Annotated in this window: 22 protein-coding genes, 1 tRNA gene and 1 riboswitch; of the genes, 13 read left to right on the top strand and 10 right to left on the bottom strand. The window is 69.3% G+C overall.

Translation table 11 applies throughout. The features are described from left to right. Positions 1-70 precede the first annotated feature (70 nt). The 3 genes from ACIBHX_RS43545 (at position 71) to ACIBHX_RS43555 (ending at position 1,530) form a co-directional block, all read left to right on the top strand. Positions 71-877 (top strand): class I SAM-dependent methyltransferase, encoded by an 807-nt coding sequence (locus ACIBHX_RS43545; protein WP_397073762.1) that lies wholly within the window; start codon positions 71-73, stop codon positions 875-877. A gap of 18 nt (positions 878-895) precedes the next feature. After that, positions 896-960: riboswitch (guanidine-III (ykkC-III) riboswitch) on the top strand. A 33-nt stretch (positions 961-993) separates the two neighbouring features. Beyond that, positions 994-1,314, top strand: coding sequence for a DMT family transporter (locus ACIBHX_RS43550; RefSeq protein ID WP_397073763.1), 321 nt, complete (start codon positions 994-996; stop codon positions 1,312-1,314). A gap of 144 nt (positions 1,315-1,458) precedes the next feature. Continuing rightward, positions 1,459-1,530: transfer RNA gene (locus ACIBHX_RS43555), tRNA-Met, on the top strand. A 21-nt stretch (positions 1,531-1,551) separates the two neighbouring features. Here ACIBHX_RS43555 and ACIBHX_RS43560 read toward each other — a convergent pair. Next, positions 1,552-3,441: an ABC transporter ATP-binding protein gene (locus ACIBHX_RS43560; protein WP_397073764.1), complete on the bottom strand. Its 1,890-nt coding sequence runs from the start codon at positions 3,439-3,441 to the stop codon at positions 1,552-1,554. A gap of 524 nt (positions 3,442-3,965) precedes the next feature. On the opposite strand from ACIBHX_RS43560, the gene ACIBHX_RS43565 reads away from it, so the two are divergent. From ACIBHX_RS43565 to ACIBHX_RS43575, 3 genes are read left to right on the top strand one after another with little or no spacing between them, the layout of a single operon-like run. Continuing rightward, a complete protein-coding gene (locus ACIBHX_RS43565; protein ID WP_397073766.1) occupies positions 3,966-4,331 on the top strand; it encodes a VOC family protein in 366 nt (121 codons plus the stop codon). 24 nt (positions 4,332-4,355) lie between these two features. After that, positions 4,356-4,823 (top strand): SRPBCC family protein, encoded by a 468-nt coding sequence (locus ACIBHX_RS43570; protein WP_397073767.1) that lies wholly within the window; start codon positions 4,356-4,358, stop codon positions 4,821-4,823. Beyond that, positions 4,820-5,737 carry an NADPH:quinone oxidoreductase family protein gene (locus ACIBHX_RS43575; protein WP_397073769.1) on the top strand — a complete coding sequence of 306 codons (918 nt, stop codon included), beginning with the start codon at positions 4,820-4,822 and terminating at the stop codon, positions 5,735-5,737. Before ACIBHX_RS43570 ends, ACIBHX_RS43575 begins: the two co-directional genes overlap by 4 nt. On the opposite strand, the gene ACIBHX_RS43580 is transcribed toward ACIBHX_RS43575, so the two are convergent. The 6 genes from ACIBHX_RS43580 to pdhA all read right to left on the bottom strand — a co-directional run bounded on the left by ACIBHX_RS43580 (position 5,703) and on the right by pdhA (position 13,718). Further along, a complete protein-coding gene (locus ACIBHX_RS43580; RefSeq protein WP_397073771.1) occupies positions 5,703-6,155 on the bottom strand; it encodes a hypothetical protein in 453 nt (150 codons plus the stop codon). The two genes, ACIBHX_RS43575 and ACIBHX_RS43580, sit on opposite strands and share 35 nt — an antisense overlap. A 106-nt stretch (positions 6,156-6,261) precedes the next feature. Further along, positions 6,262-6,555 (bottom strand): Dabb family protein, encoded by a 294-nt coding sequence (locus tag ACIBHX_RS43585; protein ID WP_397073772.1) that lies wholly within the window; start codon positions 6,553-6,555, stop codon positions 6,262-6,264. After that, positions 6,552-10,145, bottom strand: coding sequence for a glycosyl hydrolase 2 galactose-binding domain-containing protein (locus ACIBHX_RS43590; RefSeq protein WP_397073773.1), 3,594 nt, complete (start codon positions 10,143-10,145; stop codon positions 6,552-6,554). Before ACIBHX_RS43590 ends, ACIBHX_RS43585 begins: the two co-directional genes overlap by 4 nt. 100 nt (positions 10,146-10,245) lie before the next feature. Continuing rightward, on the bottom strand, positions 10,246-11,637 hold the full coding sequence (locus ACIBHX_RS43595) for a 2-oxo acid dehydrogenase subunit E2 (protein ID WP_397073775.1): 1,392 nt from the start codon (positions 11,635-11,637) through the stop codon (positions 10,246-10,248). Positions 11,638-11,646: 9 nt separating this feature from the next. Beyond that, the gene (locus ACIBHX_RS43600) at positions 11,647-12,627 is read right to left on the bottom strand and encodes an alpha-ketoacid dehydrogenase subunit beta (protein ID WP_397073776.1); all 981 of its coding nucleotides are present in this window, start codon (positions 12,625-12,627) and stop codon (positions 11,647-11,649) included. Next, positions 12,624-13,718, bottom strand: a complete 1,095-nt coding sequence (pdhA, locus tag ACIBHX_RS43605; RefSeq protein ID WP_397073778.1) for a pyruvate dehydrogenase (acetyl-transferring) E1 component subunit alpha — start codon at positions 13,716-13,718, stop codon at positions 12,624-12,626. Before pdhA ends, ACIBHX_RS43600 begins: the two co-directional genes overlap by 4 nt. 287 nt (positions 13,719-14,005) lie before the next feature. Between pdhA and purS the strand changes: the two genes are divergently transcribed. The 4 genes from purS to purL all read left to right on the top strand — a co-directional run bounded on the left by purS (position 14,006) and on the right by purL (position 18,015). Further along, the gene (purS, locus tag ACIBHX_RS43610) at positions 14,006-14,251 is read left to right on the top strand and encodes a phosphoribosylformylglycinamidine synthase subunit PurS (RefSeq protein ID WP_397073779.1); all 246 of its coding nucleotides are present in this window, start codon (positions 14,006-14,008) and stop codon (positions 14,249-14,251) included. A gap of 220 nt (positions 14,252-14,471) precedes the next feature. Further along, positions 14,472-14,846, top strand: a complete 375-nt coding sequence (locus ACIBHX_RS43615) for an ATP-binding protein (RefSeq protein WP_397073977.1) — start codon at positions 14,472-14,474, stop codon at positions 14,844-14,846. A gap of 242 nt (positions 14,847-15,088) precedes the next feature. After that, positions 15,089-15,769, top strand: a complete 681-nt coding sequence (gene purQ, locus ACIBHX_RS43620; RefSeq protein WP_397073781.1) for a phosphoribosylformylglycinamidine synthase subunit PurQ — start codon at positions 15,089-15,091, stop codon at positions 15,767-15,769. After that, complete coding sequence (gene purL, locus ACIBHX_RS43625; RefSeq protein WP_397073783.1) at positions 15,766-18,015, top strand: phosphoribosylformylglycinamidine synthase subunit PurL; 2,250 nt, start codon at positions 15,766-15,768, stop codon at positions 18,013-18,015. The genes purQ and purL overlap by 4 nt, the downstream gene beginning before the upstream one ends. A 39-nt stretch (positions 18,016-18,054) precedes the next feature. Here purL and ACIBHX_RS43630 read toward each other — a convergent pair whose 3' ends face one another. Further along, positions 18,055-18,915 carry a hypothetical protein gene (locus ACIBHX_RS43630; protein WP_397073785.1) on the bottom strand — a complete coding sequence of 287 codons (861 nt, stop codon included), beginning with the start codon at positions 18,913-18,915 and terminating at the stop codon, positions 18,055-18,057. 206 nt (positions 18,916-19,121) lie between these two features. Between ACIBHX_RS43630 and ACIBHX_RS43635 the strand changes: the two genes are divergently transcribed. The 3 genes from ACIBHX_RS43635 to ACIBHX_RS43645 are packed head-to-tail and all read left to right on the top strand — an operon-like array spanning position 19,122 to position 23,295. Continuing rightward, entirely contained in the window at positions 19,122-21,131 is a 2,010-nt protein-coding gene (locus ACIBHX_RS43635) for an adenylate/guanylate cyclase domain-containing protein (protein ID WP_397073786.1), read from the top strand. Between the two features lie 7 nt (positions 21,132-21,138). Then, entirely contained in the window at positions 21,139-21,801 is a 663-nt protein-coding gene (locus tag ACIBHX_RS43640) for a Crp/Fnr family transcriptional regulator (protein WP_397073788.1), read from the top strand. Between the two features lie 21 nt (positions 21,802-21,822). Continuing rightward, entirely contained in the window at positions 21,823-23,295 is a 1,473-nt protein-coding gene (locus ACIBHX_RS43645; RefSeq protein ID WP_397073790.1) for an MFS transporter, read from the top strand. Here ACIBHX_RS43645 and ACIBHX_RS43650 read toward each other — a convergent pair. Next, positions 23,256-23,993, bottom strand: coding sequence for a methylenetetrahydrofolate reductase (locus ACIBHX_RS43650; RefSeq protein WP_397073792.1), 738 nt, complete (start codon positions 23,991-23,993; stop codon positions 23,256-23,258). The genes ACIBHX_RS43645 and ACIBHX_RS43650 overlap by 40 nt on opposite strands. Beyond that, positions 23,990-24,646, bottom strand: coding sequence for a TetR/AcrR family transcriptional regulator (locus ACIBHX_RS43655; RefSeq protein WP_397073978.1), 657 nt, complete (start codon positions 24,644-24,646; stop codon positions 23,990-23,992). The genes ACIBHX_RS43650 and ACIBHX_RS43655 overlap by 4 nt, the downstream gene beginning before the upstream one ends. Between the last annotated feature and the right edge of the window lie 17 nt (positions 24,647-24,663).

Consider the following 24,663-nt stretch of genomic DNA (forward strand, 5'->3'; position numbering starts at 1 on the left):
TACTGGCCGGTAACCTTACTAGGAATGCTACCCGCGGGTAACCATGGATATGCATGGCATGCTCGTCTGCATGGATGCCGAAGAGCTCGCCGCTCGCTGGCGCGACCGCCTGGAATCCTGGGCCATCCCCGACGAGATCCTCGCCGGGGCCTCAGCCGACCCGTTCGGCCACTCGCCGGCCCGCTTCGCCGTACGCACCGACAGAGCGCTGGCCGAGCCCGACGACGGCCCGACCATGACCCGGCTGGCCGAGGCGCTGCCCGAACCGGGCATCGTACTCGACGTCGGCAGCGGGGCCGGGGCCTCGTCGCTGCCCCTGCGCGAGCACATCAGCGAGCTGTACGCCGTCGACACCTCGGCGGCCATGCTCGCCGAGCTCGCGGTCAGGGCCGACAAGCTCGGCGTCAAGGTGACGACCGTCGAGGGACTCTGGCCCGACGTGTCCGTCCGCGTCCCCCGGGCGGACGTCGCGATCTCCGCGCACGTCGCCTACAACGTGCCCGACCTGGCCGGCTTCCTGCGCGCGCTGAACGCCCACGCCAGCCGGCGCGTGGTGCTCGAGCTCTCGCACCGCCATCCGATGAGCTGGATGACGCCGCTCTGGCAGCACTTCCACGGCATCGACCGGCCCGTCAGGCCCATCGCCGAAGACGCCGTCGCCCTGGTCGCGGCGCTCGGCTACGGGGTGCACGTGGAGGAGCGGGAGGCGCCGCTGGAGCGATTCAGCAGCCTGGAACAACTGGCCCAGAGCGCCTGCCACCGGATCTGCCTGCCGCCCTCCCGGGCCGAGGAGGTGGGCGCGACGGCACTGGAGCTCGGGATGTGGCCGCTGCCCCGCGAGCGCTGGGTCACGATCTGGTGGGACGTACGGGAATGACCCGAAATTTCGCCATGTTGTAGGTGGTGAGCGACTGCTCCCGGACGAGACGCGCCGTACCCGGAACGCCAAGACGACGCACGACCCTGTCGGCTCGTCCCAAGGAGTTCCCAGCAATGGCCTGGATCGTCATCATCGTCGCCGGCCTGTTCGAGGTCGCCATGGCCTACTCGCTCAAGATGAGCGACGGCTTCTCACACCTGTGGTGGACCCTGTCCTTCCTCGCCACCGCCGTGCTCAGCTTCGGCCTGCTCGCCTACGCGCTCAAGAGCCTGGAGGTCGGCACGGCCTATGCCGTGTGGACGGGCATCGGCGCCGTCGGAACGGCCGCGCTCGGCATGCTCGCGATGGGAGACGAGGTCTCCTTCGCCCGCATCGGCTCGATCGCCCTCATCCTCATCGGCGTCGTCGGTCTCAATCTCGCCGGCTCCCACTGAATTCGCCGGTACGGCGGGCGGCCCGATAAACAGGTGGCCGCCCGCCGTACGAGCGGACTACCGTGAACGCGACCCGAACCCGGGTTATCCAGGCGGCTTTCTTTTCCCGCGCACACGCATTTTCGATTCTCGCAATACAGCCACGGCGATGTAGCTCAGCGGCAGAGCATCCCGCTCATAACGGGAAGGTCGCAGGTTCGACTCCTGCCATCGCTACGAACCGCGAGACCCACTTTCTCAGCGCAGCATCGCCGTCATGTGCCTGATGCGGATCCGGGACGTGCGGCGGGCCGGCTCGAGCACGATCGTGCGGGCCATCTCCGGCACGTGCCGCAGGTCGTGGGTGATGAGGATCGTCGTGCGCCCGGCCATCAGCCGCTTGAGCGGCTCCATGACGCGGGCGGCAGTCACGGTGTCCAGGCCGGTCATCGGCTCGTCCAGGACCAGGACGGGAGCGTCGCGCAGCAGGGCACGCGCGATCGCGATGCGCTGCAGCTGACCGCCCGACAGCAGCCGTCCGCGCTGTCCGAGCAGCGTGTCGTACTTGCCGGGCAGCCGGATGATGAAGTCGTGCGCGTCGGCGAGCTTGGCGGCCGCGACGATCTCCTCGAAGGAGGCGTCCGGCGTGCCGTAGGCGATGTTCTCGCGCGCGGTCCCCGAGAACAGCAGGCTCTCCTGCTGCATGAGCGTGACGTTGTCGCGCAGGGAGGCGCGGGTGATGTCGCGGATGTCCGTGCCGTCGAGCAGGATCCGCCCGCTGGTCGGCTCGTAGAACCGCAGCAGCAGTTTGGCCAGGGTCGACTTGCCCACGCCGCTGGGTCCCGTGACGACGATGAGTTCGCCGGGCTCGGCGGTGAAGGACAGGTCGGCCAGCGCGGGCCTGGTCCTGTTCAGGTAGGTGAAGCCGACGCGCTCGAACTCGACCCTGCCTCGGGCGCGGGCCGCCAGCGGGGCCGCGGTGGGCGCGTCGGTGACGCTGGGCCGGGACTTGAGCACCTCCATCACGCGGTCGGAGCCGGCCAGCGCTTCGGAGATGCTGAGTGCCAGCTCGCCCAGGCCCTGGACCGCGGGGTAGAGGTAGGCCAGATATGCGGCGAAGGCGAGCAGCCCGCCGATGGTGAGACGGCCGGCGGCGATCTCCCAGGCGCCGAAGCCGAGGATGACGATCATGCAGATGGTCTGCAGCACCTGGACGGAGGGGCCGTACAGTCCTGACAGCACCGCCTGGGACATGTTGGCGCGCAGCCAGCTCATCCCCTGGGTGTGCAGGTGGCCCGACTCGGTCTCCTGGCGGTTGTAGGCCTGGACCAGGCTCTGGTTGGACAGGCTCTCCTCGATGACGCTGTTCATCAGGCCGTTGCTGAGTCGCTCACGACCGGCCGCGACCCTGAACTTGGCCGCGAAGAGTTTCGAGACCAGCAGGAACGCGGGGACGAGCGCGAAGGTGATGAGCGCCAGGTCCCAGCGGACGAAGAAGGCGGCCCCGGCGAAGACGATCACGGAGATGACCGTGGTGAACGCCTTGACCAGGCCCGAGCCGACCAGTTCCTCGATGGCCTCGATGTCGTTGGTCAGCCTGGCCATCAGGTCGCCCAGGTGCCGGTTGTTGAAGAAATCCGGGGTGAGGGTCTGGAGGTGCGCGAAGACCCGGTCGCGCAGCTTGAGCAGGAAGCGCTCGGCCGCCAGTGCGGTGAGGTAGGTGCCGCCGAAGGTGACCGCCCCTGCCAGCACGGCAAGGCCGAGCCAGGCCAGTGCGGGCGCCCAGAACGCGCCCAGGTCCCCCTGGCTGAGCACCTGGTCGGTGATGACGGCGAACAGTCCGATCGCGGCGACCTCGCACAGCGCCGCCACGATGGCCAGCACGCCGCCGAGCACCATCAGCAGGCGCAGTCCGCGGGTGACGGGCCAGAACTCCTTGAAGGCCTTGCGGAACATGACCGCGGGCGCGAGCTCCACGCCCGGCGTCGCCGGGATCCTTCCTGCCCTGGCAGCGAAGGAGAGCCGGCGGACAGGCCGCCGGCTCTCTGGTGATGGATTTACCACCACCAGCCTCCGCCCCAGCGTCCGCCGCAGCGTCCGCAGCGTCCGCAGCCGCGACCGAAGCCCCAGCCCCAGCGGCGACGCCACCAGCGCCTACGGCCCCAGCCCCAGTTGTTCCAGGCAGGGAAGCCGACACGTGCCATGATGTTCCCCCTCCTCATGAGCGAGCTCCCGTCGCGGGAGCACCTGCATGCCGACAAATGCGACATTAACACTCGAACCTCTACACATCACTAGATATGTGGAGGTTTGGTGAGGCTTTGGTATGAAGTTCGATCTATCGGCATTTGTCCTGGTCAACGCATCGAACACGCTCCCGGTTCAACCCGCGCCAATACCGGTGCCATTTCATTACTCGCGCATCCACTAACACACCGTTCCGTGAAGGTGCATTACTTTCCGCATAAAGTCCACATAAGTCGCATTGACATCTGCGGGGAAGCCGTCACACCACGGCTAGAAGGCGCCGTTACGGCGGGCTGGCGTCCCCGACTCGCCAGAAGCGCCGGTTGCGGGCCCCCAGCCGACGTACGGCGGGCGGCCGGCGGGGTGGCTTGCCGTACGAGAAATGCTCGCTGTGGTTGGGTGGGCGGGTGATTGAGATTCATGCTGTGACCATTGACGCGACCGACCCCTATGCCATGGCGACCTGGTGGAGCGAGGCGATGGGCCTGCCGCTGGGCGAGGGCGACAAGCCGGGCGACGACGAGGTGATGGTGCGGACCGCAGCCGATCCGTTCCTGCTGTTCATCCGGGTGCCCGAGGGCAAGGCGGTGAAGAACCGGGTGCACTTCGACGTCAACAGCGCCGACGGCCGCACCCGCGACGAGGAGGTCGAGCGGCTGCTCAAGATGGGGGCGACCGTCTTCGACGACCGCCGCAACCCTGACGGCAGCGGCTGGGTGACCATGCTGGACCCCGCGGGGAACGAGTTCTGCGTCTGCCGCAGCCAGGCGGAGAAGGGCTTGCCCGAATAATATTCGGTCCGGCAAGCTGGCGGCATGAGCGAGCCGAACGCCTCCGCGAGCATCGAGATCGCCGCCCCTGCCGAGCGCGTCTACGACGTGATCACTGACCTGGCCAACCTCGCGAGCTGGAACGCCGAGTGCCTGAGCGCGCGCTGGATCGGTCCCGTCAAGGAGGCCAGGCTGGGCGCCCGCTTCGTGGGCGGCAACCGCAACGGCGGGCGCCGCTGGTCCACCCGGTGCACGGTCATCGCGGCCGAGCCCGGACGGGCCTTCGCCTACCACGTGCGCGCGGCCGGCGTGCTGGACGTGGCCATCTGGCGCTTCGACCTGACGCCGACCGCGGACGGCTGCCGCGTCGAGCAGAAGACCTGGGACACCCGCGGCGCGTTCATGCGCGTCGTGGGCGCCTGGGCGACCAACGTGCCCGACCGCGACACCCACAACGCCGCCAACATGCGCAAGAGCCTGGAAGGGCTCAAGCGGGTGGTGGAGGCCCGATGAAGGTCGTCGTCTGCACCGAGTACGGCAAGCCGGTCGAAGTCGTGGAGCGGCCCGATCCCGTCGCCGGTGAGGGCCAGGTGGTCATCGACGTCGAGGCGGCGGGCGTCAACTACGTCGACGGGCTCATGGCCAGGGGCGCCTACCAGATCAAGCCGCCGCTGCCGTTCACGCCGGGCTACGAGGTGGCCGGGCGGATGCCGGACGGGACCAGGGTGCTGGCGATCACCGGGCTGGGCGGGTTCGCCTCGAAGGTCGTGGTGCACGAGACGCAAGCCGTACCGATTCCCGACAGGCTGGATTCGGCCAGGGCGGCGGCGTTCGCGCAGAGCTACTGCACGGCGCTGTTCGCGCTCAGGGAGCGGGCAGGGCTGCGGCCGGGCGAGCGGGTCCTGGTGCTCGGCGCCGGCGGCGGGGTCGGGCTGGCGGCGGTCCAGGTGGCCAGGGCACTGGGCGCGGACGTGCTGGCGGCGGCTTCGACGCCTGACAAGCGGGAGCGCGCCCTGCGGGCCGGGGCGGACGAGGCCATCGGCTACGCGGGGCTGAAGGACGCGGCCAGGGCCTGGGGCGTCGACGTGGCGGTGGATCCGGTCGGCGGCGAGCTGTCGGAGCAGGCGCTTCGGGCGCTGCGCGAGCGCGGGCGCCTGCTGGTGGTCGGGTTCGCCTCCGGGGAGATCCCGAGGTTGCCGGCCAACCAGGTGCTGCTGCGCAGCCGGTCGGTTGTGGGCCTGGACTGGGGCGCGTGGTCGATGTCACACGCGATGGAGAACCGGGCGATGCTCGAAGAGCTCCTCGCGATGCCGGGCATCGATCCGGTGGCGCCGGAGACCAGGCCGCTGGCGGAGGCCGGACAGGCCATGGACGATCTGATCAGCAGGCGGGTCACTGGGAAGATTGTGCTCGTCCCCGCATCGTGATCGTCAGGATGGCGGCGATCACGTAGACCAGCGCGCCGTGCCACATCGCCTGGAACGCCGAGCCGAACACGCCTTCGCCGTCCAGCACCAGCTGCACCGGGTAGTCCAGCACGGCGGTGATGCCGGCGGGCAGGAGGGCGAACTTCGCCGGGTGCTTCAGCGACCACAGCCGGGCCTGGCGGGTCACCCGGTCGCCCTCGTTGGGCTTGGCGATCGCGCCGATGGCGGCGATCAGGGAGAACAGGCTGATGCCGAGCCCCAGCGCCCAGACCAGGTCGGCGGGGCCGGGCAGCAGCCAGCCGAGGCCGAAGCTGACGGCCGCGACGGCGCCACCGCCGATGGCGGCCGCCTTCCACGGGGCGCCGCGCAGGGCGGCGGCGGAGAGGGAGACTTCGTCGCGTCGGGTGATTTCGTTCATGGCCTCAGCGTGCCTTTTCCGACCCCCTGCCCGCATCGGGGACCGACCCTGATTTCTACCCTGGCGCCTATCCCCGGATCCGGACGTGACCCGTGGAGGTGGTGCGCTACAGCTCGAACTGGACGGCGGCGCGGGTGGCGGCGATGGGAGTGATGTGCTCCGCGATCACCGCCCGGTGCAGGGGGTGATCGCGGTACACCAGGTAGTCGTCGGCCGAGTCGAAGTCGGCGACCACCGCGAACTCGTAGTTGCCCTGGTTGATGCCCACGTCGTGCCCCACCGTGTAGGCGCGCATCTCGGGGATGAGCCCGGGGAGCTTGCGCAACTCCGTGGCGACCGTGGCCTTCTGCTCAGCAGTGGCGTCCTCGGTCCAGGTGAACAGCACGACGTGGCGGATCATAGGGTCAGCTTATCGACGTTCGGACCTCCGTTCGCCGAGGTGGCGGTGGCTCTGATCTTGTTCACTCCGGCTTGGAGCTGGACGGTGATGGTGGCCGTCTGCCAGGTGTCCCAGTTCGTGGTGCCCGGGAAGTCCTGGTTGACCGCGGTGCCGCCGTTCGCCGTGATCGCCATCGGCCGGTTCACGGTGGTGCCGTTGGAGTACCGCAGCGTGACCGAGGCGGGTCCTGCGGTCGCCGCGTTGACCGTCCACTCCACGTAGCTGCCGGTCACGTTGTCATAGTTGACGAATCCCGTGCCCGTGAAGCCGAGATGGTTGGACTCCACCACGCCCTGCGAGATCGTCGCGTCCTCGGCCTGGTAGTCCGCGGTCGGGGCCTGCGGGTTCACCGCGAGGCTGTCGGCGTTGGGCCCGCCGTTGGCGGTGGTGGCGGTGGCTCTGATCTTGTTGCTTCCCGCCTGGAGCTGGACCGGGATCGTGGCGGTCTGCCAGGTGTCCCAGTTGCCCGTGCCGTTGAAGTCACGGTTGACTGCGGCGCCGCCGTTCACCGTGATCGCCATCGGCCGGTTCACGGTGGTCCCGTTGGCGTAGCGCAGGACCAGGTTCGCCGGTCCCGCCGCGGTGGCGTTCACGGTCCACTCGACGTAGCTGCCGGTGACGTTGTCGTAGTTGACGAACCCGGTGCCCGTGAAGCCGAGATGGTTGGACTCCACCACGCCCTGCGAGATCGTCGCGTCCTCGGCCTCGTACAGCCCGGACCCGGCGTCTGTGGTCGCCGTGACGGGCGCGGAGGCGTCGGAGGAGTTTCCCGCCGCATCGTGCGCCCTGACCGTGAAGGTGTACGGCGTGGCCGGAGCCAGCCCGGTCACCGTGGCGCTCGTTCCGGAAACCGTGGTGGCCAGTGAGGTGCCGTTGTACACGTCGTACCCGGTCACGCCGACGTTGTCGGTGGAGGCGTCCCACGCCAGCGACACGCTGGAGGAGGTCTGCCCGGTGACGCGCGGGTTCGCGGGCACGGTCGGCTTCTCGGTGTCCGGCGGCCCGGTCGGCACGGTGACCGTGGCGGTGTTCCACCCAGACACGCGCACGCTGGGGGTTCCGGTGCCCTGGTAGGTGGCGGTGAGCGTCTTCGACTCGCCGGGCCACAGGGAGATCGCGTTGTCCGACCAGAGCGCCGGCAGCATCGGCTTCCCCGCGGCGTCGACGACGTGGGCGTCGAGCATGAACGCCGGGATCTTCCCGGTGCCCGTGTTCTTGATCGTGACCGAGACCGTGCCAGGGGATGGCGAGGTCGCGGTGGCCGTGATCGGGGCCTGGGCCAGGCCGTTGAGCCCGGTCAGGTTGGCGTACGACGTGGTCGGCGCGTAGTACCAGGTGTTGTTGGCCCAGTCGATCACGTCGTCGGAGGTGGACAGGGCGTAGACGTTGCGGTCGATCTCCTCGCCGTTCCTGAGCAGCGACAGCCGTACCAGGTAGGTGGTCGAGAGCCCGGAGATGGCCGGAACGGTGACCGCGGTGGCCTTGCCGCCGTCGGCGGGGGCGGTGACCGTGGCCGTGTTGGTGTACTTGGACGTGCCGTCCATATTGAACACGTCGGTCTTGACGGTCAGGCCGGAGGCCGCCTGGGTGCCGGAGTTGACCACGACGACGGACTTGTTGTCGTAGGAGTACTGCACGTGCAGCGGCTTGTTGGCCTCGTGCGCGCCCCAGTAGGAGCCGCCCTGGTCGAGGTAGTAGTCGAACAGCTGCCAGTGCAGCGACGACCAGCCGCTGTTGAGCATCCAGTAGACGACGCCGGTGGAGGGGTTGGAGGAGTCGGTGAAGTTGCGGCCGTAGGCCTCGAACTGGGCTCGGACCGCCTCGTACTGCGCCAGCTGCGCCTTCTTCACGTAGTCGGCCAGCCCCGACGGCACGCCGTACCTGCCTCTGAGGGCGTTGTGGTAGATCTTCAGGTTGTTGAACTCGGCGGCCGGGGAGCGGTGGTACTGGGTGGCGCTCGGGCTCTGCCAGAGCGAGTCGATCTGCGCCTGCGTCATCATCCGCTTGAGCGAGTCGAGCGTCGGCACGTCGGGGCCAGCGGAGGTCTCGGAGTTGAAGCCGAACGCGCCGCCCTCGCGCTTGTTGTACCAGTAGTTCGGCGGCACCCAGTCGTAGGGCCCGGACATCTTCATGCCGGAGTTGCCGTCGTCGGAGGCGGCCGTGATGATCGGCAGGTCCCACTCGGCGGCGCTCAGCGCGTCGCGGTAGGTGGTGTCCTTCTGGCCGGTGGGCGGGTTGTCCGAACCGATCAGGAAGGAGATCACGCTCGGGTGGTTGCGCAGCCGTACGGCTTCGGCCTGCATGGAGGCCTTGGCGATCGGGTAGTCGGCGCTGCCGAACGAGCCCTCCCACTTGTTGCAGCACTCCCAGCCGGGCATGGTCAGGATGCCGTACCTGTCGGCCAGGTCGTAGAGCTCGTCGGTGTCCAGGTGGCCCTCGATGCGGATCGTGTTGAGCCCGAGGTCACGGACGTAACGGATCTTGTTCTCGAGGTAGGTCAGGTCCTTGCGCAGGAAGATGTCGGGTGACCAGCCGCCGCCGCGGATCAGCAGGTTCCTGCCGTTGATCTTGTAGAACCGCTTGCCGCTGGCGTTCTTGCCCGACTCGACCTTGCGGACGCCGAACTTCTGCGTCAGCGAGTCGGTTTCCACGCCGCCGACCGTGGCGGAGAGGTCGAGGTCGTAGAGCGGCTGGGCGCCCATCGTGTACGGCCACCAGACCTGCGGGTTGGCGAGGGTCTGGGTGAAGGTGATGCGCTTGGTCTCGTTGGCGGCCAGCGAGACGTCCTGCTGGAAGGCCAGCGAGCCGATCGTGCCCTTGACCGTGGTGGTGACCGCGCTGGACGTGCCGTTGCGGACGTCAGCCTTGACCGTGAGCGCGGCGCTGTCCATTGCCGGGACGTTGAGGTTGGTGGTCACGTGCGCGTCGCGCAGCGAGACGTCGGCGCTGCGGCGGATCACCACGTCGCGGAAGATGCCCATGTTGTCGTCGCGCGGCAGCTGGACCCAGTCGATCCAGCCGATCGTGAGGTTGGCCTTCGGATCGTTGGGGTTGATCTTGAAGGCGAGGGAGTTGACGCCCGGGTGGACCTGCGCGGTGACGTCCAGGTCGTGGCGGGCGTACGCGCCGGTGACGGTGTCCACCTTGGTACCGTTCACCCAGACGTCGGCGCCGGAGATGACGCCGCTGTAGTCGAGGAACGTGCGCAGGCCCGCCTGGCTGTCGAGCGTGAAGTCCGCCCGGTACCACCAGGCCACGTCGAAGTCCGCGGTCGGGATCGAGCTCATGTTGGTCGAGTAGAACGGGTCGGGGTAGACGCCGTTCTGCAGCAGCCCGGCCAGCACGGTCGAGCGCGGGCCGACCGGGTACCAGCCGCTCGCGGCGTAGCCGGGGGTGGAGATCGTGGCGCCGGTGTCCGACACCTTGGCCGATGACTGGATCTTGTAGCCCGGGATCACGATGGGCTGCGTGGCCGCCTTCGCGGCGTTCGTCGAGATCAGCAGAGGGATCAGCAGGGATAACAGGAGCAGGAAGAGCCGGGGACGCGCCATGGGTCCTCGCAAGGCCGCTGGGGGGTTCGTTAGTAAACCTTCTTAACAGCCAAGGCGCATCACGTAAAGAGGGCCCGCGATTCGCGGACCCTCTCGACTGCTAACTCCAGGCGAGCATCCGGAGCGGATCCTCCAGCATCGCCCCCACGTCCCGCAGGAACAGCGAGCCCAGCTCGCCGTCCACGATCCGGTGATCGAACGACAGCGACAGCGTGGTCACCTTCCTGACCGCCAGCTGCCCGTCGACCACCCACGGCATGTCCCTGACCTGGCCGAAGGCCAGGATCGCCGACTCGCCGGGATTCAGGATCGGGGTGCCGGTGTCGACGCCGAACACGCCCACGTTGGTGATCGTGATCGTGCCGTGCGCCATGTCGGCGGGCTGCGTCCGTCCCGCCCTGGCGGTGTCGGCCAGCTCGCCCAGTTTCTTCGCGAGCTCAGGCAGGGACAACTCGTGCGCGTCCTTGATGTTCGGTACGACCAGCCCGCGCGGGGTCGCGGCGGCGATGCCCAGGTTCACGTAGTGCTTGACCACGATCTCCTGGGCCTGCTCGTCCCAGCTCGAGTTGATCATCGGGTAGCGCCTGGCGGCCGTCAGCACGGCCTTGGCGACCAGGAGCAGCGGGGAGACTCTGAGCTCGGCGAAGTCCTGCATCGCCTTCAGCCGCTTGACGGCCTCCATCGTCTCGGTCACGTCGATCTGGAGGAACTCGCTGACGTGCGGGGCGGTGAAGGCGCTGGCGACCATGTTCTGGGCGGTCAGCTTGCGGACGCCCTTGATGGGGATCCGCTCCTCCCTTCCCCGTACGACCGGCCGTTGCGGAGCCGTGGGGGCTCCCTCGACGGCGGCGTGCACGTCCTCTCTCGTGATCGAGCCCTGGGGGCCGGTCCCTTCGAGCGTCGCCAGGTCCACGCCCAGGTCCTTGGCCAGCTTCCTGACCGGGGGTTTCGCCAGGACCGCAGCGCTTGACACGCCGATGGGTGTCGCGGGGCCGGTCACTGTACGCGTTGCGCCGGGCTCCGCTTCCGTGCTCGGCGCCCTGCCCGGACCGGCTGGGGTGGTGGGCTTGCGGGGGCGGCGCTTGGAGGGGCCCTGTTTGACGCCGTAGCCGACGAGGACGGCCTGGCGTTCCTCCTTGGGGGCGGGGCTGCCGTGGGCGCCGGGTTCGACGGCGCCTTCCGCCGGTGGGCGGGGGACCATGTCGTCTGCCAACGCCTCGAGGTTGTTCTCTGGGGCGGGAGCCGTACCGTCTGAGGGCTCGTCGATCGCGATGATGGGTACGCCGACGTCGACCGTCTGGCCCTCCTCGGCCATGAGGGCGCCGACCACGCCGTCCCACGGGATGGGCAGCTCGACGATCGACTTGGCAGTCTCGATCTCCACCACGATCTGGTTGACCTTGACCTGGTCGCCGGGCTTGACGTGCCAGCGGACGATCTCCGCCTCCGTCAGGCCCTCGCCCACGTCGGGGAGTTTGAATTCACGTCGCATGTCTCTCCCTCAGAACCCGAACGCCCGGTCGACCGCCTCGAGGACCCTGTCCAGGTCGGGCAGGTAGTAGTCCTCGAGCCTCGACGGCGGGTACGGCGTCGAGGGGCCGCCGACCCGCAGCACGGGGCACTCCAGGTGGTAGAAGCACTGCTCGGTGATCCTGGCCGCGAGCTCGGCGCCGAAGCCGCTGTAGACGGGCGCCTCGTGCACGATCAGTGCCCGGCCCGTGCGCCGCACCGAGTCCATGACCAGCGGGGCGTCGAGCGGGTTGAGCGAACGCAGATCGATGACCTCCAGCGAGCGCCCGTCCTCCTCGGCGGCGGCGGCCGCCTCCAGGCAGGTCTTGACCATGGGCCCGTAGGCGAGCAGGGTGGCGTCGCCGCCCTGCCGTACGACCTTGGCCTTGTCGAAGGGCGTCCACCAGTCGGTGGAGGTGGTGTCGACGTCGGCCTTCTCCCAGTAGCGGCGCTTGGGCTCGAAGAAGATGACCGGGTCGTCGCTGCGGATCGCCTGCTGGATCATCGTGTAGGCGTCGGCGGGGTTGGAGCAGGCCACCACACGCAGGCCGGCGGTGTGGGTGAAGTACGACTCCGGCGACTCGCTGTGGTGCTCGACGGCGCCGATGCCGCCGCCGCACGGGATGCGGACCACGACGGGCAGCTTGATCGCGCCGAGCGAGCGCATCGGCATCTTGGCCAGCTGCGTGATGATCTGGTCGGCGGCCGGGAAGACGAACCCGTCGAACTGGATCTCGCACACCGGACGGTAGCCGCGCAGGGCCAGGCCGATCGCGGTGCCGATGATTCCGGACTCGGCCAGCGGCGTGTCGATGACGCGGTCCTCGCCGAAGTCCTTCTGCAGGCCGTCGGTGACGCGGAAGACGCCGCCCAGCTTGCCGACGTCCTCGCCCATGATGAGGACCTTGGAGTCGTCCTCCATCGCCTTGCGCATGCCCTCGTTGAGCGCCTTGGAGAGGGAAAGAACGCTCATGAGTCGAATCCCTCCAGGTAGGCGGCGTACTGGGCGCGTTCCTCGGCGACGAGCGCGTGTGGTTCGCGGTAGACGTGCTCGAACATGTCGAGCGGCCCGGGGTCGGGCATCTCCAGGCAGCGGCGGCGCAGGTCGGCGCCGAGCTGGTCGGCCTCCGCCTCGATGTCGTCGAAGAAGGCCTGGTCGGCCTGCTCGGTCTTGAACAGGTGGGCCTTGACGCGCTCGATGGGGTCCTTCAGCTTCCACGCCTCCAGCTCGCTGGCCACGCGGTAGCGGGTGGGGTCGTCGGTGGTGGTGTGGGCGCCCATGCGGTAGGTGAAGGCCTCGATCAGCATCGGGCCCTGGCCCTCGCGCGCGTTCTTCAGTGCCTGCCGGGTGACGGCCAGGCAGGCGAAGACGTCGTTGCCGTCCACCCGGATGCCGGGGAAGCCGAAGCCGGAGGCGCGCCGGTAGAGCGGGATGCGCGACTGCTTCTCCAGCGGCTCGGAGATGGCCCACTGGTTGTTCTGGCAGAAGAACACGACCGGGGCGTTGAACACGCTGGCCCACACGAACGACTCGTTCACGTCGCCCTGGGAGCTGGCGCCGTCGCCGAAGTAGGCGATCGTGGCCGTGCTGGCCATGTCCCGCTGCACGCCCATCGCATAGCCGACCGCGTGCAGCGTCTGGCTGCCGATCACGATCGTGTACAGGTGGAAGTTGTGCTCCTTGGGGTCCCAGCCGCCGTGGTTGACGCCACGGAACAGGCCGAGCAGCTTCACCGGGTCGACGCCACGGCACCAGGCGACACCGTGCTCGCGGTAGGTGGGGAACGCCATGTCCGCGTCGGTCAGCGCGCGGCCCGAGCCGATCTGCGCGGCCTCCTGGCCCTGCAGCGAGGCCCAGATGCCGAGCTCGCCGTGCCGTTGGAGCGCCACGGCTTCGAAGTCGATGCGGCGGACGAGCGCCATATCGCGGTAGAGCGACCTGATCTCCTCGGAAGTCAGGTCGATGTCGTAGTCGGGGTGCTCGACTCGCTCCCCTTCCGGGGTAAGCAGCTGGACGAGCTCCGGAGGTGCGTCTTCAGCACCTAGAGAGGCGTCGACTGTCACTTGCCACTCCTGTGCGGTCGGGGCCGGTGCCGGTGGGGTTGCCACCTTAGGCCAGCCTTACGTGCGTACATCCCAAGAGGTGGTGGTTTGGGAGCACGCGTTTGGGACATCGTGGCAGACGTCACAGTCCTCCGCGCAAGCCCCATGTCCTCCCCGTTCCCTGTGGGATACCGCCGACACCTACCTGCGTCGGCACCCCAGAGGTTAGAGACTGCCTGGGCACGTCCACCATGTCGGCTGGCACTAGGCTGAGGAGCGGTATTAGGCCGCTAGACCAGGAGGACCCTGTGGCGCGCGTCATCGTCGACGTCATGCTGAAGCCCGAGATTCTCGACCCCCAGGGGCAGGCCATCGCCCGCGCCCTGCCGCGGCTCGGCTTCTCCGGCGTGTCCGCGGTCCGTCAGGGCAAGCGGTTCGAGGTCGAACTGGAAGGGCCCGCCGACGAGGCCGCCCTGGCCGAGGTTCGGAAGATGGCCGAGACGCTGCTTGCCAACACGGTGATCGAGGACTTCACCGTGCGTGTTGAGAGCTAGGTCACATTTTCCTGACTGGAAATGCCCGCGGGCGGTTAAAGCGGTGTTCTCACGTGCCACAATGCAACGGCTGTGCCAACAGTAAATAACAACAACGTGATTTTGCGGTTAGCCCTGATTTCACGGGGAAACCTACTCCAGGTGACATTCCGGCGCCCGGAGGAGTCCGGTGGATATTGAGTTCTCGTTGGCACTGCCTCGGGATGCGATCGGCATACCGATGGTCAGGCGAGTGCTGGGTGACGCGATGCGGTCGCTCCACGTGAGCGAGACCTGCATCTCCGACCTGCTGCTCGCGGTCTCCGAGGCGTGCTCCAACGCCGTGCGGCACGGAGGTCCTGCCAACCGCTACGAGGTCGCGGCGTCGATCGGCTACGGCCAGTGCGACGTCCGTATCACCGACAACGGCGGCGGCGTGCCCGCCATGCCCGTGCATTTCCCGCCCCCCGAGACCGAGAACGGCCGAGGGCTGCTCATCATGCGCTCGGTGGTCGACGAGCTGTCGTTCGCCGCCGGCCCCCGCGGCACCACGGTCCACCTGCGCAAGACCCTCGTCTGGGACGAGGCCCCCACTCGCGAGCTGGCCGCCGTCTGACTTCCCGCCGTCCGAGTCCTCGCGTACGGCAAGCCGCCCCACCGCCGATCACCGCACTTCGGCTGGGCCCTGTCCAGGGAGACGCTCCTCCGGCGACGCCTGGCCGGCCGCCGCCACGACGCAACCCAGGCCGGGCACGCGGGGAGCCGGGCGGTGAGCAGCGGGGACCAGCAGATATCGTGGGGGGCACCGCCGGGCGATGGGATGCGATCCGGGCGGGATTCCTCGGAGGGGAAAGGGTCATGAGCGCTGCCCGGGTGGGCGTAGTCACGTTTCCAGGGACACTCGACGACCAGGACGCGGCCAGGGCCGTCCGGCTCGTGGGAGCCGAGGCGGTGCCGTTGTGGCACGCTGATCACGATCTGAAGGGGGTCGACGCGGTCTTCCTGCCCGGTGGCTTCTCTTACGGCGATTACCTGCGGTGCGGGGCGATCTCGCGGTTCGCGCCGCTGATGGAGGAGCTGGTGCCGGCGGCGCGGGCGGGGCTGCCCGTGCTGGGGACGTGCAACGGGTTCCAGATCCTGTGCGAGGCCCGGTTGCTGCCGGGCGCGCTCACGCGCAACGCCTCGCTGCACTATGTCTGCCGTGACCAGCGGGTCAGGGTTGAGTCCACGGACACGGCGTGGACCAACGCCTTCGCTCCTGGCCAGGAGCTGGTGTTGCCGATCAAGCACGCCGAGGGCCGCTACGTCGCCTCCCCGGAGACCATCGCGGAGCTGGAGGCCAACCAGCAGGTCGTCATGCGTTACATCGGCAACCCCAACGGGGCGATCGACGACATCGCCGGCGTCCGCAACGAGTCGGGCACCATCGTCGGCATCATGCCGCACCCGGAGCACGCGATGGAGGACCTGGTCGGCGCGCCTTCGACCGATGGCCGCGGGTTCTTCACCTCCATCCTGAAGAAGCTGGTGAACGCATGACTGACACCGTGAAGCACGCGGCTGAGACGCCCGAGGTGCCGATGCCGTTCGCCGAGCTCGGGATGAAGCAGGACGAGTACGACCGGGTCAAGGAGATCCTGGGTCGCCGTCCGACCGGCTCTGAGCTGGCCATCTACAGCGTCATGTGGTCCGAGCACTGCTCCTACAAGTCGTCCAAGGTGCACCTGCGCCAGTTCGGCACCAAGGCGCCGAAGTCCGAGGCGCTGCTGGTGGGCATGGGCGAGAACGCCGGCGTGGTGGACATCGGCGACGGCTGGGCCGCCACGTTCAAGATCGAGTCGCACAACCACCCGTCGTACGTCGAGCCGCACCAGGGCGCGGCCACCGGCGTCGGCGGCATCGTGCGCGACATCATGTCGATGGGCGCCCGCCCGATCGCCGTCATGGACGCGCTGCGCTTCGGCGGCGCCGGCCAGGACGACACCAAGCGGGTGCTGCCCGGCGTGGTCGAGGGCATCTCGTCCTACGGCAACTGCCTGGGGCTGCCCAACATCGGCGGCGAGGTCGTCTTCGACCCCTGCTACATCGGCAACCCGCTGGTCAACGCGCTCTGCGTGGGCCTGCTGCGCAAGGACCAGATCAAGCTGGCCACCGCCCCAGGACCCGGCAACAAGGTGGTGCTCTTCGGCGCCTCCACCGGCCCTGACGGCATCGGCGGGGCTTCGGTGCTGGCATCGGCCACCTTCGAGGACGAGTCGCACGCCAAGCGACCCGCCGTCCAGGTGGGCGACCCGTTCATGGAGAAGCTGCTCATCGAGTGCTGCCTGGAGCTGTACGCGGCCGACGTGGTCGTGGGCATCCAGGACCTGGGCGCGGCCGGGGTCTCCTGCGCGACCACGGAGCTGGCCGCCAAGGGCACCGGCGGCATGAGCGTCGACCTCAACCTGGTCCCGCTGCGCGACCCCTCGCTCACGCCTGAGGAGATCCTCATGAGTGAGTCGCAGGAGCGCATGATGGCGGTCGTCCGGCCGTCGGACATCTCCGCCTTCATGGGCATCTGCGCGAAGTGGGACGTCCCGGCGACCGTGATCGGCGAGGTGACCGACACCGGCCGGCTGGTGATGACGTGGAACGGCGAGACGATCGTCGACATCCCGCCGGGCACCGCCGCCGACGAGGGCCCCGTCTACGAGCGCCCCTTCCACGAGCCCGTCGGCCAGGCCGCGCTGAACGCCGACACCCCGGACAAGCTCGACCGCCCCGTGGACCTGCGCGGCACCCTGCTGGAGCTGCTCGGCTCGCCCAACCTGGCTTCCAAGCAGTGGGTGACCTCCCAGTACGACCGCTACGTCCGCTCCAACACCGTGCTGGCCCAGCCTGCCGACGCGGGCATGCTGCGGATCTCCGAGGTCATCGCCGGGGCCGAGCCCACGACCAGGGGCATCGCGCTGGCCACCGACGGCAACGGCCGCTACGCCAGGCTCGACCCGTACGCCGGTGCGCAGCTTGCCTTGGCCGAGGCCTACCGGAACGTGGCCGTCACCGGCGCCCAGCCGCTGGCCGTGACCAACTGCCTCAACTTCGGCTCGCCCGAGGATCCCGAGGTGATGTGGCAGTTCGCCGAGGCCGTACGCGGCCTGGCCGACGCCTGCCGCACCCTGGGCGTCCCGGTGACCGGCGGCAACGTGTCCTTCTACAACCAGACCGGCTCGACCGCGATCCACCCGACCCCGGTCGTGGGCGTCCTCGGCGTCATCGACGACGTGGCCAAGCGCGTCAGGTCCGGGTTCGTCGCCGAGGACCTGCGCATTCTCCTACTGGGCGAGACCCGGGCGGAGTTCGGCGGCTCGGAGTGGGCGCACGTGGCCCACGGTCACCTCGGCGGCCTGCCGCCGGAGGCCGACCTGGAGGCCGAGCGCGCTCTGGCCACGGTCCTGGTGGAGGCGGCCAAGCTGGGGCTGCTGGAGGGCTCGCACGACCTGTCCGACGGCGGCCTGGCGATTACGCTCGCCGAGTCGTGCCTGGCTCAGGGGGTCGGCGCCCGCGTCGCGCTCAGCGGTGACGCGTTCACCGACCTGTTCAGCGAGTCGGCGGCCAGGGCGCTGGTGACGGTCAAGCCCGAGGCGTTCGACGAGTTCGCCGCGCTGTGCGCCCGCCACGAGGTCCCCTGCTACGGCCTGGGCACCACGGGCGGCGACGCGCTGGTCGTCGAGGGTCTCCTGGAGATCCCCGTGGATGAGCTGCGCGCCACGCACGAGGGCACGCTGCCCGCCATCTTCGGTTGATCCTCGAGGGGCGGGTACGCGGTACCCGCCCCCGATGAATCAGGCCTTGCCGAGGCAGACCACGTAGGCGGAGCCGACCACGCTGGTGCCGTTGTCCTTGTTGTTGCCGCCGCCGTTGTCGTCCTTGGCCACGGTGACGGTCCAGCCGGTGCCGCTGTTCGGCTCGCTGGCCATGACGACGGCGTTCTTGAGCGTGGTGAAGGAGAACCCGCCGCCGGTCGCGACGTCGCCGTTCTTGCAGCTGGCGGTCGTCGAACCCAGGCCGCTCACGGACACGGACTTCACGTACGTACTGGAGGCGCCGCCCGGCTCACCCTTGGGGCCCTGCTCGCCCTTCGGACCCTGGGGCCCGGTGTCACCCTTGGGGCCTTCCGCACCCGGCTTGCCCGCCGGGCCCGCCTCGCCCGGCTTGCCCGCCGGACCCGCCGGACCGGTCTCACCCTTCGGGCCCTGCGGCCCGGCAGGGCCGGTCTCGCCCTTCGGGCCCTCCGCGCCGGGCTTGCCCTGGGGGCCCGCCTCCCCCGGCTTACCTGCCGGTCCTGCGGGGCCGGTCTCGCCCTTCGGGCCCTGCGCGCCCGGCTTGCCCGGCTGGCCCTGAGGTCCAGCGGGGCCCATGTCGCCCTTCGGCCCCTGGGGACCCTGGTCACCCCTAGGACCGGCCGTGACGCCGGTGGTGGTGGTGGTTTCCCCGCCGCCGATCAGCACCCGTACCTCGGTCTTCCTGCAGGGGGTCGACGGGTTGACGATGCGCGCGTAACGGGTCTTCTTGTTGACGCAGGCGTGCACCTCGCCACCGGCCGACGAGGCGGTGGCGACCCCACCGACGGTGAGCAGCGAAGCGGCGAGCGCCCCGATAGTGGCCAGGGTGAGCGTGCGCCCACCGCGAAGCTTGATAGCCACGACTTTCCTTCCACGAAACCTCTGTTGCTCGTGTTGAGCAAGAGGTACACGTTTCAAACGTTCCAGAGGTTGGCAGTAGTGACATAACGTGTTTGTCACGAAACGTAGGGTTACAGGCCGGGTTGACGTTACTTGACGAGTCAAGAAGATTCGCTGTGCGTAAAAGGACGCATTGGCCGGAGCCACCCCCGATGGATAATCGGGGCGTGTCCGCTCCCTACCTGCCCCCAGCCACGCAGCCGGTGCGGGGCGTGGTCTGGGCGATCCATCTGCTCCTGCCCCTGCTCGGCCTGTGGCTGCTGCTGGCCGACCAGGACCTGAACATCCCCTGGCAGCACAATCCCAGCCACTTCTGGATGATCGTCACGGTCGCCGGGCTGAACGTCGTGCTCGGCATGCTGATCAGCGAGGCCTCGCGCAGGCGCCAGGACGCCAGGCTCTGGCTGGTCTCGATGGTCTTCCTGACCAGCGCGGGCTTCTTCTTCCTGCACGGTCTGGCCACCCCGAAGATCATCCTGCCCACCGGGTCGCTCGGCTTCGACGTCGGCCAGCAGGTCGGGCTGACGATCGCGGCGGCCTTCGCCTTCGCCTCGGCGCTGCCGCTGGGCGAGCGGGCGGCGCGAGCCGTACTGGACTCCCAGCAGCTGGTGCGCGGGATCCTGTTCGGGTTCATGGTGCTGTGGGGGGTCGCCTCGCTGGTGCCGGACCTGACCCCGCTCAGCCGACCGCCGCTGACCACGCCGGTCGACTGGCTGGTCTGGCTGTCCATCCCCGGGCTGGCGCTGTACGCGGCGGGCAGCGTGATGATGTTCCTGCTGCACCGGCGGCGGCCCTCGGCGATGCTGATCAGCCTGATCACCGCCTACGCGCTGCTGGCCGAGGCCATGATCGCGGGGATGTCGCAGCTCAACTGGCACCTGTCGTGGTGGGAGTGGCACCTGCTGCTGACGCTGGCCTTCGTGTTCGTGGCCTACAGCGCCTACCTGCAGTTCAGGCGCGAGGGCTCGAGCGCGGGGCTGTTCGACTCGGTCGCGCTGTCGGCGACCGTACGCCGCATCCAGCAGGACTACGAGCGCGCGCTCGAGGAACTGGTCGAGCACGTACGGCGGGGCGAGCCGCTGGCCGCCACCCGCCTGTCGGGCAAGTTCCGGCTCAACGAGGGCCAGAGCGCGGTCCTGGACAGCGCGGGCAGGGCCCTGGCCAGCGAGCGCGAGCTGTCGCGGCGCCTGGCCGCCCTGGTGGACGTCAGCGCCCAGACGCGGGTCGGCCTGGCCGAGAACGAGCTGCTCTCCACAGCCCTGGAGCGGGTACGGCAGGCCTACGGAGACGTGAAGATCGGGCTCGTGTCGGAGGGCAGGGCGCACATCGGCTCGCGCGAGTACGCCTTCGACGGCGACGCCCCGATCCGGCGCGGCAACCTGCTCACCTTCCCGCTCACCGTCAAGGGTCACCTGGCCGGCGCCCTGGAGGTGCCCGTCGGCGGCACCACGCAGGATGAGGCGCTGGCCGCCACGCTGGCCGGGCAGCTGTCGATCTCGCTGGAGAACGCCCGCCTCTACCAGGAGCTGGAGACGCTCTTCCGGCAGTACATGTCGCCCGACGTGGCCAGCGCGCTACTCGCCGACCCGGCGCAGGCCGCGCTGGGCGGCGAGCTGAAGGTGCTGACCGCGCTGTTCGCCGACCTCAAGGGCTTCACCACGTTCTCCGAGAAGGTCGCGCCCGGCGAGATCGTGGAGATGCTCAACCGCTACCACACCGCCGCGGTGCCGTGCATTCTCCGGGAGAAGGGGACGATCGTGCAGTTCGTCGGCGACGCGCTGCTCGCGCTGTTCAACGCCCCCGCCACCCAGGCCGACCACGCCGCGGCCGCCTGCCGGGCGGCGCTGGCCATGCAGCGGGCCGCCGCCGAGGTGGCCGAGGAGGTGTCCTGGCAGCGCACCGACTCGGTGGCCTGGCCGACGTTCCGCGTGGGCGTGAACACCGGGCTCGCCCTGGTCGGCAACATCGGCAGTCCCGAGCTGCGCGGCTTCAACGCCATGGGCGACTGCGTGAACGTGGCCGCCAGGCTCCAGACCATGGCGGAGCCCGGCACGGTGGTGATCGGCTCGGAGACGTTGAAGCAGCTCGACGGCGGTGTTTCGGTCACTCCCCTGGGCATGCTGAACCTGAAGGGAAAGCAGGAGCGGGTCGACGCGTACGTGCTGACCGCGATGTAATCGCCTCATGAATCCAGAGCCAGGTGAGTTCCTCTCCTTGCTGACGGAAGACGAGATCGCGGCGCTGCGCGCGTCGGGACGACCCAGGCGATGGGATCGCGGGGACACCGTGATGTCGGAGGGTGACACCTCCGACTGGGTGCTCGCGCTGACCGAGGGGCGGGTGAAGGTCTCCTCGCACACCTCGAGCGGCACCGAGGTGGTGCTGGCCGTGCGCGGGCCCGGCGGGCTGATCGGCGAGTTCTCGGCCATCGACGGCTCGCCCCGTTCGGCCACGGTCACCGCGCTCGAGCCGGTCGCGGGCATCGTGGTGCCGGACTTCGCCTCCTTCCTGCAGGCTCACGGGCGGATCGCGGTGCTGCTCATGCAGCTGATCACCGCGAAGATCCGCGACGCCGACCGCAAGCGGATCGAGTACGGCGCCTTCGACACCACGGGCCGGGTGGCGACCCGGCTGATCGAGCTGGCCGAGCGGTACGGCGAGAAGACCAACGGCGGGCTGCGAGTGGCGCTGCCGCTGTCGCAGGATGAGCTGGCCGGGTGGACCGGCGCCTCGCGCGAGGCCGTGAGCAAGGCGCTGCGCACGCTGCGTGACCGCGGGCTGATCGAGACAGGGCGGCGCCGGGTGGTGATTCACGACCTGGAGGGGCTGCGTAAACGCGCCAGATAGCAGCCGGGCATAGTAGGACATATGGTCGCGGTCTCCCCCGATTACGCTGACCGCCTCCGTTACGCGTGGCGCGTTTGCTCGGTCACCAGCCTCGGACTCGTCCTCATCGGCATCGCCGGCAGCACGCTCAACGTGGCACTACCCGCCGTGGTACGGCACTTCCACGCGACCCCGTTCCAGTCCGGGTGGATCCTGCTGTCTTTCTTACTGGTCAACACCGCCTCGCTGGTGTTCTTCGGCCGGGTCGCCGACCTGCTGGGGCGGCGGGAGGTCTACCTGGCGGGGTTCGCGCTGTTCACCGTGGCCTCGCTGGCGGCAGGGCTGTCGCCGAGCGTCTGGTTCCTGGTCGGGATGCGAGTGCTGCAGGCGATCGGATCGGCGATGATCCTGGCCAACGGCACGGTCATCATCACCGACGCGTTCCCGGCCGACCGGCTCAGCCAGGGCATGGGCGTCTACATCGGCACGCTCTCGGTGGCGCAGCTGGCCGGTCCGACGCTGGGCGGGCTGATCGCCGAGGCGGCGGGCTGGCAATGGATCTTCTGGGTGAACGTGCCCGCCGGGCTGGTCGCGCTGGTGTGGGGCTGGCTGACGCTGCGCAAGGTGCCGCCCGGCCCGCGTACGCCGGTCGACTTCCTGGGCAACGCCCTGATCTTCGCCGCCCTGTCGGCGTTCATGCTGGCCCTGTCCGAGGCGGGGTCCAGCGGGCTGACGAGCCCGGTGGTCCTGGTCGGCTTCGGGCTGTTCGTGGTGCTGGTGCCGCTGATCCTGCTGGTCGAACGGCGGGCCTCACATCCCGTGCTGGACCTGCGGCTGTTCGGCGGGCGGATGCTGGCGTGCGCGAACCTGGCCTCCTTCTGCGCCGCGCTGGCCCGCTCGGCGCTCATCCTGGTGGTGGCCCTGTACTTCCAGGCCGCCAGGGGCGTGGACGCCTTCACCGCCGGGCTGAGCGTGCTGCCGGTGCCGGTGGGCATGGCGCTGGCCTCGCCGATCGCCGGATCGCTCGGGGGGCGGGTCTCGCCGTACGTGCTGTCGATCGGGGGCATGCTGATGAGCGCCGCCGGGCTCGGCACGCTGATGCTGACGGCCGACCCTGGCACGCCGTACTGGGTCATCGGGGTGGGGCTGTTCGTTGCCGGGTGCGGGGGCGGCACGTTCCTGACGGGGAACACCACGCAGGTCATGCGGGCACTGCCCAGCGGGAGCCTGGGCGTGGTCAACGGGTTCCGGCTCATGGTGATGAACGTGGGCATCGTGATCAGCGTGGGCCTGTCGCTCAGCGTGCTGACCTCGTCGGTGAGTCCGCAGTTGCGCGACCAGGTGTACGCGGCCACGCTGGCCAAGCTGTCCCCGGTCGCGGTGGACCAGCTGATGGCCGGCTTCCAGCGCACCTACGGCCTGCTCTTCGCGGTCTCCCTGGCCGGCGCCGTGCTGGCCGCCCTGGCCAGGGATCGTCAGAGCGCGGCGGCCAGCCTGGACTCCACGTCGCGGTAGCGGGTCACCGGGATGAGGTGGACGCCGTCGAAGGCGCCGGAGTCGCGGATCGCCAGCACCTGGGCGCAGGCCGCCTCGACGCCGGCCATGCGGTCGGCGGCGACGCGCTCGACCAGGTCCTCGGGGATGTCGATGTCGGGGATCGCGGAGGCCAGGCGGCGCGCGTGTCCCTCGCTGGCCAGCACCATCACCCCGGCGTACACCGGCACCTCGACCGGGTTGGCCTCCCGCCAGCGCAGCAGCGCCTCCAGCGAGAAACTCACCTGGACGAACAGGAAGTCGGCCGCCCGCTTCCACGACGGCAGCGGGCGCAGCCCGGCGGCGGCCCCGACGCGGAAGTCCGGCTTGGCCTCGTCGATCATGGAGCGCACGGTCAGGTCGCTGGTCCTGTTGCCGCTCGTGGGCTTGTCGCCGTACACGAAGAGGAACTGGTCGACGCCGTAGGCGGCGGCCGTCAGCAGGTCGCGGCGGAAGCCGAGCAGGTTGCGGTCGCGCGAGTTCAGGCAGGCGATGCTGCGCCCGCCCATGGCCTCCACCTCGTGCGCCACGGCCACGCTCGACACCGTGGCACGCCCGATGTGGTTGTCGGGGATGAGGAAGGCGTCGGCGACCCTGCTCATCGTGCCGATCTGGTGCCTGACGTGCTTCAGGTCCGGCGTGGTCGGCGGCTCGATCTCGCACACCACCTCGAAGCTCATGCCCGCGACCTCGCCAGCGCCTCGATGCCGCTGAGGACCAGGTCGACTCCGAACGAGTCGTAGAAATCAGGATCCATACCTTCGACCATAGGCCCTGCCATTTCCACCAGGTGTGGATACCTGTCGACCGGCAGCGACTGCAGCCCGAGCCGCTTGATCCTGACGACCTCCTCGGCCTCTTCCTCCGAACGCCCTGCGCGCAGGTGCACCGGCGCGTCGGCGATCGCGATCGCGCTCTGCAGCAGGTACTTGCTGATCAGACAGCTCTCCTCCGGCGAGAATCCGGCCGCCCTGGCCAGCCCGAGCGCCTGGTCCCAGACCGACAGGAAGCTGGACACCGAGGCCTGGTCGACCTGCTCGATCACGTTCTTGGCGCACGGGTGGGTGCGCAGCGTCCTGATCAGGCCCTCGACCAGGTCCCGTAGTTGCGCCTGCCACGGCCGCTCGTCGGCGGGCTTGGCGGCGAAGCTGGCGATCAGGTGGTCGGCCATGCCGACGAGCAGCTGTTCCTTGTTCTTGAAGTGCCAGTAGAGGGCCATCGGAGTCACGCCGAGCTCGGTGGCCAGGCGCCGGATCGTCACCGCGTCGAGCCCCTCGGCGTCACCGATCTCCAGTGCCCGCTCGACGATGGCCTCCGCGGTCAGTTTTCCCATCACGGTTGACAACTATA

Origin of the sequence: Nonomuraea sp. NPDC050536, assembly GCF_044457685.1 — a bacterium.
In the GTDB taxonomy this organism is placed as follows: domain Bacteria; phylum Actinomycetota; class Actinomycetes; order Streptosporangiales; family Streptosporangiaceae; genus Nonomuraea.